At 65.5% G+C, this 13,651-nt stretch carries 15 protein-coding genes and 1 pseudogene; 9 read left to right on the top strand and 7 right to left on the bottom strand.

What is annotated here, in order from left to right:
* From AWB76_RS07975 to AWB76_RS42040, 5 genes are all read right to left on the bottom strand, one after another.
* A complete protein-coding gene (locus AWB76_RS07975; RefSeq protein WP_061159595.1) occupies positions 1-1,083 on the bottom strand; it encodes a PAS domain-containing sensor histidine kinase in 1,083 nt (360 codons plus the stop codon).
* Between the two features lie 45 nt (positions 1,084-1,128).
* Positions 1,129-1,359, bottom strand: a complete 231-nt coding sequence (locus tag AWB76_RS07970; RefSeq protein ID WP_061159594.1) for a hypothetical protein — start codon at positions 1,357-1,359, stop codon at positions 1,129-1,131.
* Positions 1,360-1,426: 67 nt separating this feature from the next.
* Entirely contained in the window at positions 1,427-1,687 is a 261-nt protein-coding gene (locus tag AWB76_RS07965) for a hypothetical protein (protein ID WP_061159593.1), read from the bottom strand.
* Positions 1,688-1,843: 156 nt separating this feature from the next.
* Positions 1,844-2,209, bottom strand: a complete 366-nt coding sequence (locus AWB76_RS40750; protein WP_157696079.1) for a hypothetical protein — start codon at positions 2,207-2,209, stop codon at positions 1,844-1,846.
* Between the two features lie 27 nt (positions 2,210-2,236).
* Positions 2,237-2,626 (bottom strand): hypothetical protein, encoded by a 390-nt coding sequence (locus tag AWB76_RS42040; protein WP_244173262.1) that lies wholly within the window; start codon positions 2,624-2,626, stop codon positions 2,237-2,239.
* Here AWB76_RS42040 and AWB76_RS07960 point away from each other — a divergent pair.
* From AWB76_RS07960 to AWB76_RS07940, 5 genes are all read left to right on the top strand, one after another.
* Positions 2,613-4,133, top strand: a complete 1,521-nt coding sequence (locus AWB76_RS07960) for a PQQ-binding-like beta-propeller repeat protein (protein WP_244173261.1) — start codon at positions 2,613-2,615, stop codon at positions 4,131-4,133. The two genes, AWB76_RS42040 and AWB76_RS07960, sit on opposite strands and share 14 nt — an antisense overlap.
* A 66-nt stretch (positions 4,134-4,199) precedes the next feature.
* Complete coding sequence (locus AWB76_RS07955; RefSeq protein ID WP_061159591.1) at positions 4,200-4,772, top strand: DUF1993 domain-containing protein; 573 nt, start codon at positions 4,200-4,202, stop codon at positions 4,770-4,772.
* Between the two features lie 106 nt (positions 4,773-4,878).
* Complete coding sequence (locus tag AWB76_RS07950; protein WP_061159590.1) at positions 4,879-5,568, top strand: ABC transporter ATP-binding protein; 690 nt, start codon at positions 4,879-4,881, stop codon at positions 5,566-5,568.
* Positions 5,565-8,108 (top strand): FtsX-like permease family protein, encoded by a 2,544-nt coding sequence (locus tag AWB76_RS07945; protein ID WP_061159589.1) that lies wholly within the window; start codon positions 5,565-5,567, stop codon positions 8,106-8,108. Before AWB76_RS07950 ends, AWB76_RS07945 begins: the two co-directional genes overlap by 4 nt.
* Positions 8,108-9,193, top strand: coding sequence for a lipocalin-like domain-containing protein (locus tag AWB76_RS07940; RefSeq protein WP_061159588.1), 1,086 nt, complete (start codon positions 8,108-8,110; stop codon positions 9,191-9,193). Before AWB76_RS07945 ends, AWB76_RS07940 begins: the two co-directional genes overlap by 1 nt.
* A 119-nt stretch (positions 9,194-9,312) precedes the next feature.
* Here AWB76_RS07940 and AWB76_RS41520 read toward each other — a convergent pair whose 3' ends face one another.
* Positions 9,313-9,513 carry a hypothetical protein gene (locus tag AWB76_RS41520; RefSeq protein ID WP_167357737.1) on the bottom strand — a complete coding sequence of 67 codons (201 nt, stop codon included), beginning with the start codon at positions 9,511-9,513 and terminating at the stop codon, positions 9,313-9,315.
* 37 nt (positions 9,514-9,550) lie between these two features.
* Here AWB76_RS41520 and AWB76_RS07930 point away from each other — a divergent pair, with 37 nt between their 5' ends.
* The gene (locus tag AWB76_RS07930; protein ID WP_244173260.1) at positions 9,551-10,474 is read left to right on the top strand and encodes a peptidoglycan DD-metalloendopeptidase family protein; all 924 of its coding nucleotides are present in this window, start codon (positions 9,551-9,553) and stop codon (positions 10,472-10,474) included.
* Positions 10,475-10,478: 4 nt separating this feature from the next.
* On the opposite strand, the gene AWB76_RS07925 is transcribed toward AWB76_RS07930, so the two are convergent.
* Positions 10,479-11,642, bottom strand: coding sequence for a GGDEF domain-containing protein (locus AWB76_RS07925; RefSeq protein WP_061159585.1), 1,164 nt, complete (start codon positions 11,640-11,642; stop codon positions 10,479-10,481).
* A gap of 140 nt (positions 11,643-11,782) precedes the next feature.
* On the opposite strand from AWB76_RS07925, the pseudogene AWB76_RS07920 reads away from it, so the two are divergent.
* The 3 genes and pseudogenes from AWB76_RS07920 to AWB76_RS07910 all read left to right on the top strand — a co-directional run.
* A pseudogene (locus AWB76_RS07920) lies at positions 11,783-12,040 on the top strand (RNA polymerase factor sigma-70); the annotation flags it as partial.
* Between the two features lie 74 nt (positions 12,041-12,114).
* Positions 12,115-13,254 carry a 4-hydroxybutyrate dehydrogenase gene (gene gbd / locus AWB76_RS07915; RefSeq protein WP_061159583.1) on the top strand — a complete coding sequence of 380 codons (1,140 nt, stop codon included), beginning with the start codon at positions 12,115-12,117 and terminating at the stop codon, positions 13,252-13,254.
* 113 nt (positions 13,255-13,367) lie between these two features.
* Positions 13,368-13,574 (top strand): hypothetical protein, encoded by a 207-nt coding sequence (locus AWB76_RS07910; RefSeq protein WP_061159582.1) that lies wholly within the window; start codon positions 13,368-13,370, stop codon positions 13,572-13,574.
* The last annotated feature ends 77 nt before the right edge of the window (positions 13,575-13,651 follow it).

Genomic DNA, 13,651 nt, shown 5'->3' with positions numbered 1-13,651 from the left:
TCAAGGTTCGTCGCGGGCGGGTCCGGGAAGCGGAATATCCGCGCGGATGGAAAATCCCTCGCCCGGCGCGCTGCGAAACTCGATTGCACCGCCGAGCTGGCGCACGCGCTCGCCCATGCCGAGCAGGCCGAAGGTGCCGTCCGGACGGGCACGCGTAATATCGGCGCCGCGGCCATCGTCTTCGATCGTCAGAATGCAGCGCGAGCGCGCGCAGACGATCGAGATGCGCACCTCGCTCGCGTGCGCGTGACGCACGACGTTCGTGAGCGCCTCCTGCACGAGCCGGAAAATCGACGTGGACGCGGCTGTGTCGAGTCCGTCCTCGTCGCCGTCGATATCCAGACGGATCGCGAGGTCGAAGCGGCGGCGAAAGTCGCAGACGAGCCAGTCGATGGCGGCGAAAAGCCCGAGGTCGTCGAGCACGGGCGGGCGCAGGCCCGCCGAGATGCGCCGCACGGAGCCGATGATCGTATCGATCTGCGCGAGCGCCTGCTGCACGACATGCGCGTCCGCCGCGCCGGTCCGGAGTATCGACACCTGCATCTTCAGCGCGGCGAGCTGCTGGCCGAGATCGTCGTGCAATTCGCGGGAGATCGACGCGCGCTCGTTTTCCAGCGCGCTCTGCACATGCGCCGACAATTCGCGCGCATGTTGCAGTTCCGCGAGCCGCAAGCGGTCGGTCATGTCGCGCGTGATCTTGGCGAAGCCGATCAATGTCCCCTGCGGATCGTGCAGCGCGGTGACGACCACGTTGGCCCAGAAGCGGCTTCCGTCTTTGCGGATGCGCCAGCCTTCGTCCTCGACGCGCCCGGCGCGCGCCGCCATCTCCAGCTCCTGCTGCGGCTTGCGCGCCGCGATGGCGTCGGGCGGATAAAACACGGAAAAGTGACGGCCGACGATCTCGCTCGCGTCATAGCCCTTGATCCTGCGCGCGCCGTTGTTCCACGTCGCGACGCGGCCGTAGGCGTCGAGCAGAAAGATCGCATAGTCTTCGACCGCTTCGACGAGCAGGCGGAAAGGCGTGTCCGTCGGCAGCGAAGGCGGCAATGGGGCGTGCGGGTCGTCGGGTCGGGTCGCGGTCATCGTTGCTATGGCCAGGGGCGCACGCAACGTCGACGCGTTGCGCCGCTATTGCCTCGTCAACTGGAAAGGCGGCAACGGCAGTTCGTCACCGTCGATGAAGGCGGTCGCGCAGCGGACTGCGAAACCGAGCGCGCCGTCCTTGCTGGCGAACGCGCCGAGATTGCCGAGCGAGGTTGCATGGCCGTCCTCTTCGAGAATCTTTGCGGTTGCGACAAACGCATTGCCTACACGCGTGGCGGAGGGCTGAAAAGCCGCTCCCCGATGATAGATGATCATAGGTTTGACTGGTCGGGATGATCGAAAGGCGCGAGCGGCTTGCGCGCCGCGTCACGCGCCGGAGAGTTCAGCGTTGCTGGCTCATGCTTGCGGCGGCGGACCAGCGCGGGTGCTGCGCTGACTGCCGGTGATCGATTTCGGCCATGCCATAAGCGACGGCATAGCGAACGGCGCCGCTCGCGCTTGTGAATTCGCCGAGCATGCCGCTCGAGCGGCGCGTGCCGCAGGGATCGCGCACGACGAGCATGGCCGCATATCCGTCACGCTCCGATATGGCGATCGCGCTCAATACGTGCCCTTTATAGATCACGTCATCCGGTTGGGTCATTGTTCTCTCAGGTTCCCTGTTTATAGGCGAGGCAAATCTGCCGTTTGCCTTCATTTCCTTTTCGGTAAGCGTAACCGTTCAATTTTTGTCGCCTTAACCGATTTAAGCTTTTTTACGTTTTCCCGGTGAACGCTTAAGTTTCATGGATGGCGCGCGTCAGGTACCGGCTTTACTGCGCATGGCGTCGACGAATTTCGATATCGATCGCGCCGCGACGACGAAGATCGCGCCGGAGAGTCCTGAGTCGGATCTCATCAGCAAATCGGTCACGTAGAGCGCTGCGAGTGCAACGAGCGGGTGGCACATCACCTGTGTGGTCAAGCGTTTCATTTGCGTCTCACCTCGAAAACCGCTGGGAATCGGGCAAGACCTCAAATAAAAAATGCCGCTGCGGATCGAGTCCTGTCCTGAGTCGTAATGTGCCTGTCGGGTTCGCTCGCAGTCCTGCTCAGGTGTCGGCGCTTTATGCCCGATCGTCCGTGTTTTTCCGCTCAATTTCCGGTATTCGTCTGACTGATACATAAAGCCCGCCGACGATTCCGCCAAATCCTAGCGTTCAGCAGACGACCGCCCCCGTGTTAAGCCGTTGCAGACAATAATCGCGACTGCACCTGGGCCGGCCCCTCCTGAAACGGAGATTTCGCACATGAAAGGGCACTTATCGGTTGGCGTGATCGCAGTCGCAATCGCAGCAATCGTCGGCGGGTGCAGCGGAGGAAGCTCCAGCTCCGATCCCTCCGCGACCTCATCGGGCGGCGCGTCGTCGGCTTCCGGTCCGGCTGCCGCGTCGAGCCCTTCGGCGGCATCGTCGGCGACCGGTGCGAGCGGTGCGAGCGCGCCGTCGAACGCAAGCGCGCCGGCCAGCGCAAGCGCGCCGTCCTCTTCGAGTTCGCCCGCGACCAGCTCGCCCTCCGCATCGACGCCAATGGATGTCACCACGTATCACAACGACATCCGCCGCACCGCGCAGCAACTCGCCGAGACGCGCCTCACGCTCGCCAATGTCAACTCGGCGACGTTCGGCAAGATCGGCACGTATGCCGTCGATGGCGCCGTCGATGCCCAGCCGCTCTTTCTCGCGAACGTGCCGATCGCGGGCGGCACGCATAACGTGCTTTACGTCGCGACCGAGAACGCGAGCCTCTATGCCTTCGATGCCGACACCGGTGCCGTGCTCTGGCGCATCTCGACGCTCGGCGCGGGCGAAGTCCCGAGCGACGATCACGGCTGCGACCAGACCACGCCGACCATCGGCATCACGGCGACGCCGGTCATCGACCGTTCGCGCGGGCCGAATGGCGCGATGTATGTCGTCGGCATGTCGAAGGACAGCGGCGGCGCGTATCACCAGCGCATCCACGCGATCGACATCGCGACGGGCGCCGAACTCTTCGGCGGTCCGACGGAAATCACCGGCTCGTACCCCGGCACCGGCTCGGGCAGCGTGAACGGCGTCGTGCCGTTCACGCCGGGCCAGTACATCGAGCGCGCGTCGCTGCTGCTAATGAATGGCGTCGTGTACACGGCATGGAGTTCGCATTGCGACGCCTTGCCTTACACCGGCTGGGTCATCGGCTACAGCGCGGACACGCTCACGCAGACGGGCATTCTCAATGTCACGCCCAACGGCGAAATGGGCGGTATCTGGATGGGCGGCGCGGGCCTGGCATCGGACGGCACGTCGATCTATTTCCTCGACGGCAACGGCACCTTCGACGCGACCATCAACGCGCAGGAAATGCCCATCAAGAACGATTTCGGCAATGGCTTCCTCAAGGTCACGCCGTCATCGACGCTGGCGCTTCAGGTGACCGATTACTTCGAGCCGTCGAACACCGTGTCGGAGTCGAATCAGGATCTCGACCTCGGCGCGGGCGGCGTGCTGGTCCTGCCCGACGTCACCGATATCAACGGCAACGTGCAGCATCTCGCGATAGGCGGGGGCAAGACGCGCGTGCTCTACGTCGTGAACCGCGACTCGATGGGCAAGTTCGATTCCAACGCCGACCACATCTACCAGCCGCTCTACTCGACGATCACCGGCCCGGTGTTCACGGCGCCCGCGTTCTACAACAACACGATCTATATCGGCCCGGCGGGCGATCACCTGAAGGCGCTGCCGGTCGTGAACGCCGTGGTGGCCACGACCGCGTCGAGCCAGACCACGAGCCCGGCGGGCAACTGGAATTTCCCGGGCCTCGCGCCGGTCATCTCCGCGAACGGCAACACGAACGGCATCGTCTGGGGCGTGGAAAACACGACGCCCACGGCCGTGCTGCACGCCTACAACGCGAGCAACCTCGCGAACGAGCTTTACAACAGCAATCAGGCGGGCACGCGCGATCAGTTCGGCAACAACAAGTTCATCTCGCCGACGGTCGCGAACGGCAAGGTCTACGTCGGCACGAAGACGGGCGTCGTCGTGTTCGGTCTGCTCGGCGAATGATTCGCGCGACACGGGTTGGGCTGGCGTCGATATAAGATCGCGTGACTCAACCCGTGGAGCGTTTTCATGCAACTTACCCGTCTTCTCGTTCCCGCTTTCGCGCAGACGCTGAAAGGCCTGTCGACGTGGCTCGACAAGAGCGCCGCCTATCAGCAGGACAAGGGCGCAAGCGCCGATGCGCTCATGACCTTGCGACTCGCCCCCGATATGTTCCCGCTCGCCGCGCAGGTGCGTTTCGCGTGTTTTCAGGCGCTGGAGCCGGTCTACCGGCTGCGCGCGGAAGACGTGCCGCAGACGTTGCGGCGCGTGCGCGAGCAAGGCGCGCATTCGAACGATGCACCGGGCACGTTCGCCGATGCGCAGACGTGTATCGCCGCCGCGCTCGCGCTTCTCGCGGACCTCGCGCCCGATGCGCTCGATGCCGGCATCGACGCGCCGATCGCGCTCGATCTGCCGAACGGCATCGTCTTCGATATGACCGGCGAACAATACGCACGCGACTGGTGTCTGCCGCAGTTTTATTTCCACGCGGTGACCGCGTACGCGATTCTGCGCAATCACGGCGTGCCGCTCGGCAAGCCGGATTATGTGGCGCATATGTTCGCGTACATCCGGCCGGGCACACTGCCGCAGGGTTAAAGCGCCTCAAGTGCCCTCAGCGCCTCATGGATTCGGCTGAATTCGCGAGACTTCGGCACAATGCTTGCGCAAATCCATCCGCAACATCGTGCCCAGCCTCCCAGCCATGCGACCCGCCGACCCGGACGTTTCTCCTGCCCTCGAATGCCGCCGCCTCACGAAGACCTACGGCAGCGGCCGCATCGTGCTCGACGCGCTCGATTTCGCGCTCGGCGCGGGCGAGTTCGTCGCGATCATGGGCGATTCGGGCGTCGGCAAGTCGACCCTGCTCAATCTCATCGCGGGCCTCGATACCGCCGACAGCGGCGACGTGCTGATCGACGGCGCATCGATTTCCACGCTCTCCGACGACGCCGCCACGCGCCTGCGCCGCCAGAAGCTCGGCTTCGTGTTCCAGGCATTTCACGTGCTGCCGCATCTGACGCTGTTTCAGAACGTCGCGGTGCCGCTCTTGCTGAACGGCATGCCACCCGCGCCCGCGCGCGAGATGCTCGCGGCGGTCGGCCTCGACGGACGCGGCGACGACATGCCGCGCCAGCTTTCCGGCGGCGAGCTGCAACGCGTGGCGATCGCGCGGGCGCTGGTGCATCGGCCGCGCCTCTTGCTCGCCGATGAACCCACCGGCAATCTCGATCCGCAGACCGCGCACGAAGTGCTCGAACTCCTGCGTGCCGAAACCAAGGCGACGCGCGCCGCGACCGTGATGGTCACGCATTCGGAAGCGGCGGCCGCGTTCGCGGATCGCGTCGTGATTCTGAGCGACGGCGCATTGCACGCAGCGACGCTCGCACGATGAGCGATATCGCCGTCACACGCGGACTTTTCGACACGCTCACGCGCTGGCTGCTCGGCGCGCAATGGCGCAGTCATCGCGGCCGCGCGCTCGTCGCCATGCTGACGATTGCGCTCGGCGTTGGGCTCGGCTATGCGGTGCAGCTCATCAACGGCGCGGCGTTCAACGAGTTTTCCGCCGCCGCGCGCAGTCTGTCCGGACAGGCGGATTTGCAGGTGCGCGGCGCCCAGCCTTTCATCGACGAGAACGTGTATCCGCAACTCGCGACGCATGCGGGGGTGGCGGTCGCGAGTCCGGTGCTCGAAGTGGATGTCGCCGTGCCCGGCAAGAACGCGCCGCTCAAGGTGCTCGGCATCGACGTGTTCCGCGCGAAACGCATCGCGCCGGATCTGACGGGCGTGCCGTCGCCGGATGCATCGCTCGATGTTTTAGCCGATGACGCCATCTTCCTTTCGCCCGCCGCGCTCGCATGGTTCGGCGCGCGCGATGGCGGGCACATCGAATTGCAGAGCGGCACGTCGCCGGTGAAGCTGCGCGTCGCGGGCGGCATCGCGCGCACGCGTCCCGGGCAGCGCATCGCGGTGATGGATATCGCCGCCGTGCAGAACCGCTTCGGTATGACGGGCAAGCTTTCCCGCGTCGATCTGCAACTCGCGCGCGGCGTCGATCGCGATGCGTTCCGGCAGACGCTGCAACGTGAACTCGGCGCGCGGCTCGTCGTGACCGGAACCGACGATGTCGAAAGCCGCACGGACCGGCTGTCGCGCGCGTATCGCATCAATATGAACGTGCTTGCGCTGGTCGCGCTTTTCACCGGCGCGTTTCTCGTGTTTTCGACGCAGGCGGCGGGCGTCGTGCGCCGCCGCGCGCAATTCGCGATGCTGCGCGTGCTCGGGATGACGCGCGCATTGCTCGTGCGGCAGATCATGCTCGAAGGTGCGCTGCTCGGCGTGGCGGGCGGCGTGCTCGGCATCGCGCTCGGCTTTAGCGTCGCGGCGCTCGCGCTGCGTTTCTTCGGCAGCGATCTCGGCGGCGGATATTTTCCGGGTGTCGAGCCGCGGGTCGTCTTCGAGCCGGTCGCGAGCGCGATCTTTCTTGCGCTCGGCATTGGCGTCGCGCTGGCGGGGACGCTCGTTCCCGCGCTCGAAGCGGCGCGCGCACGGCCCGCGCCCGCGTTGAAGGCCGGCAGCGAAGAGGCCGCGCTCGCGCCGCTCGGCACGCCGTGGCCCGCGCTCGCGTGCCTCGCGATCGGCGCGGCGCTGACGCAGGCGCCGCCCGTCTTCGATGCGCCCATCGGCGGTTATGTCGCCGTCGCGATGCTGCTCGTCGGCGGCATCGCGCTGATGCCGCGTCTCACCGCACTCGTGTTTCGCCGCGCGATGAAACCGCGCAACGCCATCTCGACACTCGCGCTCGCGCGTCTCGCGAATGCGCCGGGGCAGGCATCGATCGCAATGGGCGGCGTGCTGTCGAGCTTCACGCTCATCGTCGCGATGGCGATCATGGTGACGAGCTTTCGCGTGTCCGTCGAAGACTGGCTCGCGCATCTGTTGTCGGCGGATCTCTATGTGCGCATGGCGTCGAGCGGCGACACCGGCGGCTTGCAGCCCGATCAGCAGGCACAGATCGCCGCGGCGAGCGGCGTCGCGCATGCCGCGTTTACGCGCGCGTCGAAACTGACGCTCGATCCTGCAAAGCCGCCGGTCGCGCTGATCGCCCGCGAACTCGACGCCGCCGATCCCGGCGCGACTCTGCAAATGACCGGCGATGCATTGCCGCGTGCCGCATGGCGCGCGGGCGAGACGCCGGTCTGGGCATCGGAAGCGATGGCCGATCTGTACGGCTATCGCGTGGGCGAACGCGTGAGTTTGCCGGTGGGCGGCGCGGGCGAGCGCTTCGTCGTCGCGGGCATCTGGCGCGACTATGTGCGGCAGACGGGCGCGCTGCAAATGCGCATCGCGGATTATCGAAGGCTCACCGGCGATACGACCGCGACCGATATCGCCATCACGTTGCGGTCGGGATCGAGCGCGGCGCAGGTCATCGACGCGATCAAAAAGCTGCCCTTCGGCGACACGCTCGAATTCTCGCAACCGGGCGAGATTCGCGCGCGCACGCTGACCATCTTCGATCGCAGCTTCGCCGTGACGTATTTGCTCGAAGCGGTGGCGATCGTGATCGGGTTGTTCGGCGTCGGCGCGACATTCTCGATGCAGACGCTCGCGCGCTCACGCGAGTTCGGCATGCTGCGGCACGTCGGCCTGACGCGCGCGCAGATTCTCGCGTTGCTCGCGTCCGAAGCGGGCTGGCTCACGCTGCTCGGCATCGCGATGGGCTGCGTGCTCGGCTTCGCGATCAGCCTGATTCTCGTGTTCGTCGTGAATCCGCAGTCGTTCCACTGGAGCATGTCGCTGCACATTCCCTGGACGATGATCGCCGTCATCGCGTGCGTGATGATGATGTCGTCGTGCGCGACGGCGGTGCTCGCGGGCCGGCGCGCCGTGTCCGTCGATGCGGTGCGCGCCGTGCGGGAGGACTGGTGATGCGCGCGCTGCTTCTCGCGTTGCTCGTCTCGTCGATGACCGCGCTCGCCGGCGAGCCGCAGTTCGCGCCCGTCGTGCCGGGTCATGCCATCGACTGGCCGAAGGACAGCGGCGCGCATCCGCCGTATCGCACGGAATGGTGGTACGCGACCGGCTGGCTCGATACGCCGGATCATCAGCCGCTGGGGTTTCAGATCACGTTTTTTCGCTCGAATACGGGGAAAAAGCAGGGCAAGAGCGCGTTCGATCCGTCGCAGTTGATCATCGCGCATGCGGCGCTGTCCGATCCGGCTTACGGGCGGCTCGTGCACGATCAGAACGTCGCGCGGCAGGGTTTCGGCCTGGCGTACGCGAAGGAAGGCAACACCGACGTCAAGCTCGACGCGTGGCACATGACGCGCGCGGCGGACGGCAGTTATGCGGTCGTCGCCGATGCCGCCGGCTTCGCGCTCCATCTCACATTCACGCCGACGCAGCCGCCGATGATCCAGGGCGAGCGCGGCTATTCGCGCAAAGGGCCGTCGCCGGAACAGGCGAGCTATTACTACAGCGAACCGCAACTGAAGGTGACGGGCAGCGTGGTGCGGCCATCGGCGTCGGGGAAGGCGAATGCGGGCGTCGCGGTGACGGGCCGCGCGTGGCTCGATCACGAATGGTCGAGCACGCTGCTTTCGTCCGACGCGGCCGGTTGGGACTGGCTCGGCGCGAATCTCGACGACGGCTCCGCGCTGATGGCCTTCAAGGTCCGCGCCCGCGACGGCCACGCGGTCTGGGCGCACGCCGCGCTGCGCGATCGCGATGGCCGTGTGCAGCGATTCGGCCCGAATGACGTGGAATTCACGCCCGAGCGGAAGTGGCGCTCGCCGCGTACGAACACGGTTTATCCGGTGGCGATGAACGTGCGCGTCGGCGGGATGCGATGGCGGCTGAATCCGCTCATCGACGATCAGGAACTCGACTCGCGCGATTCGACCGGAGCGCTGTATTGGGAAGGCGCGGTGACGCTCGACGGGGACGGCGGGAAAGGGCGCGGATATCTCGAGTTGACGGGGTACGCGAAGACACTGGAAGTCGGGAAGCGCTGATTTTTCGCTAATAGCGTGCAATTGCGCTCAAACAGCAGTCAAAATCTAAAAAAGGGGCAGCTTAAGCCTCGTTTAAGAATCTTCTCATAGTCTCGACGCAACCCGCTTTCGTCGACTTGCTACTTCATGCCCGCGCGCAGTTTTTCGTCAAAATCCCCGACGATCCGCCCCATTTCGCGGCAGATCGAATAACGCGCGCGCCGACATCGCTCGCGGCCCGCGCGCCGCGCCTTCTGATCTCTCGAACGATGCGCCGCGCGCGTCGCTCGTTTCGCCTCCCCGCCCATGCCGTTCTCTCCCTCCAACGCCTTGCCCGGCAAGGCAGGCAGACTGCTTTTTACTTGCGCGATCGGATCCGTGTGCACTGTCGTGATCTGCAACGCGGTGCATCGGCCGCATGCGCCGTCCGCCGACAAGGACGACGCGCCCGCCGTGTCGCTCCGGCAACGCGCAGCGCCCGTCCAGCCCGCATCGACGTCACCGCCCCCACCGCCGGCGCGCACGACCGAAAGCGCGACCGTCGATCAGACATTCTCCGACGCCGCGCAGAGTCTGGGCCTGGGCCAGAGCACGATCGCGACGCTTACCGAAGCCTTCGGCAGCAGCGTCGACATGCGCCGCGATCTCAAAAAGGGCGACACGCTCAGCGTCATCTACGATCGTCCGCAAGGCGGCCAGACCGCGCACGACGAGCCGCTCGCCGTGCGGCTGACGACGGGTTCATCGTCGCACGACGTGTTTCTGTATCGCGATCCGGAAGGCGAACCGCGCTACTACTCGAAGGACGGCAAGAGCACAAAGCCCGCGTTCTCGCGTTATCCAGTCGTGTTCACGCGCGTATCGTCTGACTTCTCGTTGCGCAGGTTCGATCCGGTCGTCCATCGCTGGCAGAGTCACGATGGCGTCGATCTCGCCGCGCCCATCGGCACGCCCGTGCATGCGACGGCGCAAGGCAAGGTGACTTTCGTCGGCAGGCAAACGGGATACGGCAAGGTCATCATGCTCGAGAATCCGCCGCCGTACTCCACCGTGTACGCGCATCTGTCGCGCTTCGCGAAGGGCATCAGGAACGGCGGCACGGTGAAGCGCGGGCAGGTGATCGGCTATGTCGGCGAAACTGGCTGGGCGACGGGGCCGCATCTGCACTACGAAGTGCACGTCGACGATGTCGCGATGGACCCGCTCACCGTCGATCTGCCCGGCGACGATCGTCTGCATGGCGAAGAACGGCAGCGTTTCGCGAAAGAAGCGAAGAGTCTGAGCGAAGCGCTGAACGGCTGACGCTTCAGGCGACGAGCCCGGCCGGTTCGCGCACCGCCGCCGATACCCAGCGACTCTTGCCCGCGCGCTTGGCTTCGTAGAGCGCGTTGTCGGCATCGCGCAGGACGCCGTCGAGTTCATCGTGATGATGATCGAACCGCGCAACGCCGATGCTCACGCCGATGTCGAGCATCACGCCGGCATCGGTGAGAAAGGGCTTCGACAGTTCGCGCACGATGACATCCGCGAGCGCGAGCGGTTCGGCCTGCGGCGGCGTGACGATCACGAATTCGTCGCCGCCGAGCCGCGCAACCAGCGATCCTTCGCCCGACACATGCCGCAAACGCCGCGCGACCAGCGCGAGCAGCGTGTCGCCGACTTCGTGACCGTGCGCATCGTTGACGGCCTTGAAGCGGTCGAGATCGAGATAGAGCAGCGCCGTGCGCGCACTGTCGCGCGCGTGTCCGGGCTCGCGCGAACGCACCGCCTGGAAGAGCCCGGCGCGGTTGAGCAGGCCGGTCAGTTCGTCGTGACGCGCGCGGCGGTCGTTTTCCTGCTCGGCTTTCATCGTCGAAACGAGCATGCCGTTCAGGCGCCACGCGGCGGCGCTCATCGCGAAAAGATAAAAGGGGATTTGCAGCACGGTGAGCCAGAGCGTCGGCTCGCCCGCGAGCACTGCGCCAATGCAGCACGGCCCGAGCGACAGAAAAATCATCACCGCGACGAGCCGCGGCGCGCCGAAATTGCGGAAGCAGATGCCGCCGACCATCGCGGCCGCGGATAAAAACGAGAGCGTCGCGGCGATCCAGTCGCCTGATAGCACGGAGACCAGCGCGCCGTAGCCGACCGTCGCGCCCCACAGCGGCGCGAGCAGCACGTAGGTATCGGTCGGCGTGGATTTGCGTTCGCGCGCGCGGCGGCGGGCAACGACGAGCACGACGAGCCGCATGAGACACACGGCGATTTCGAGCGCGAGCCAGATATGAAACGCGGCCGTCGGATGCCTGCGAGCCAGCACCCACGCGACGGCAACGGTATTCAGCACGCCGCCCGCGAAGATCGGCAGCGTGCCGAACAGGCTCCCGACGAGGGCGACGCGGATCGCGCGGGGAATATCGGCTCCCGCGTGCAGCAACCACGTGGCCGCACGTCCGCGCGGCAGGGTGAACACCTCTGTAAGTTGGTCCATATCGGTTTTTTGGCGGCGGTCCGGTCTCGCGATAGAGCCGACCACAGATCGGATAACGGTCGTTCGCATTGAAACTTTAGCGACGCCGCCGATGACCCAAAAACGCGCGAAAACCATGCAATCGGGTTCGCGCACACCTGCCGCAGCAGGACGCGGTGCGTCAGCCGATGGGCTCCATCGCGCGCATGGTGCGCAATGCGTCGAGCGATGCATGCCGGCGGCAAAGCCTCGAGAACATCTATCGCGCGGACGAGGACGACGGTCTCGACGTGCCTTCGCAGGAACGCACGCCCGAAGCGCGTGCGCAGGCGTGCGACACGCTGCGCTCGCGCGGTTGCCCGAGCGCAATCGGGCAGACGCTCGTGCATTTCAGGGTGCGCGACGCCCAGCAGCATTGCAGTTAAAGCGTTGAAAAAAACGCACGACGGCGCGCGCTCTTATACTGACGGCACCGACCCTCCCCCAGACACTCATGTCCCTCATCAATTACATCACGCAAATTCAATTCGACTTCGGCGCGGTGCGCCTGCTTGCGAGCGAGTGCGAACGCATCGGCATTCGCCGTCCGCTGATCGTGACCGATGCCGGCATCCGCGCGGCAGGCCTGCTCGATAAAGTAATCGATGCGCTCGGTTCATCGTCGCCCGCGCCCGTCTTCGATGCGACGCCGCCCAATCCGAACGAAGCCGCCGTGCGCGCAGCGGTGGCCATGTACAAGGAACATCAGTGCGATGGCGTGATCGCGGCCGGCGGCGGCTCGTCGATCGATCTCGCCAAGGGCGTCGCCGTGTGCGCGACGCACGACGGTCCGCTGCAAAGCTTCGCGGTGATCGAAGGCGGGCTTGCGCGCATCACGGCGAAGACCGCGCCCGTCATCGCCATTCCGACGACCGCCGGCACCGGCAGCGAAGTAGGCCGCGGCGCGATCCTGATTCTCGACGATGGCCGCAAGGTCGGCGTGATCTCGCCGCATGTCGTGCCGAAAGTCGCGATCTGCGACCCGGAACTGACGCTCGGTCTGCCGCCGATGCTCACCGCCGCAACCGGCATGGACGCCATCGCGCATTGCCTCGAAACGTTCATGGCGCCCGCGTTCAACGCGCCCGCCGATGGCATCGCGCTCGATGGTCTGTGGCGCGCGTGGCGTCACATCGAACGGGCCACGCGCGACGGCTCGGACCGCGCCGCGCGCTGGAACATGATGAGCGCATCGATGCAGGGCGCGCTCGCGTTTCAGAAAGGGCTCGGGTGCGTGCACAGCCTGAGTCACTCGCTCGGCGGCATCAATCCGAAACTGCATCACGGCACGCTCAACGCGATCTTTCTGCCGGCGGTGATCGCATTCAACAGCAGCGCGCCGACGATGCACGAAGAGGGCAAACTCGACCGCATCGCGCAGGCGATGGGCCTGAAGTCCGGCAACGAAGTCGGCGAAGCGGTGCGCTCGATGACCGCGACGCTCGGCTTGCCGCGCGGCCTGGCGGAACTCGGCGTGACGCGCGAAATGTTCCCGCGCATCATCGCCGGCGCGCTGAAAGATCACAGTCATAAGACGAATCCGCGCGACGCATCGAGCGCGGATTACAAGGCGATGCTCGAAGCGTCGATGTGAAAGAGGGCCGGAGCGCAACCGCAGTAGTGACGGGCGATTTGCGGCATTGCAACATACGCTTAGGGGAAAACCCTTAAGTCTGTTACAATGTCGCAAAGTTTTAGGAACAGATCATGCGCCAACGCTACGAAGTGCTCGAAAAAATCGCTTTCGCCTTGCTCACGCTGTCCGCCGTCATGGACGCGAGCTACATCACCTGGGAAAAGCACCCGAATTTCCGCGAAAACGTCGCGGAAATCGTCAAATTGAGTTCGGATCTGTCGATGGCGAACCCGGGTGTCGGCGAGCCGACGCCGCTGGTCCCGATGGCGTTCAACTAAGCTACGGCCTCCTCCGGCGCGACGCTCGTCGCGCCTTCTGCTTCAAGCCACATACAGGTTATTCGGTCCGCCGTCGC

It is taken from the genome of Caballeronia temeraria (assembly GCF_001544795.2).
In the GTDB taxonomy this organism is placed as follows: domain Bacteria; phylum Pseudomonadota; class Gammaproteobacteria; order Burkholderiales; family Burkholderiaceae; genus Caballeronia; species Caballeronia temeraria.
The sequence above is the reverse complement of the archived record's forward strand: the minus strand, read 5'-3'. Positions and strand labels throughout refer to the sequence as shown.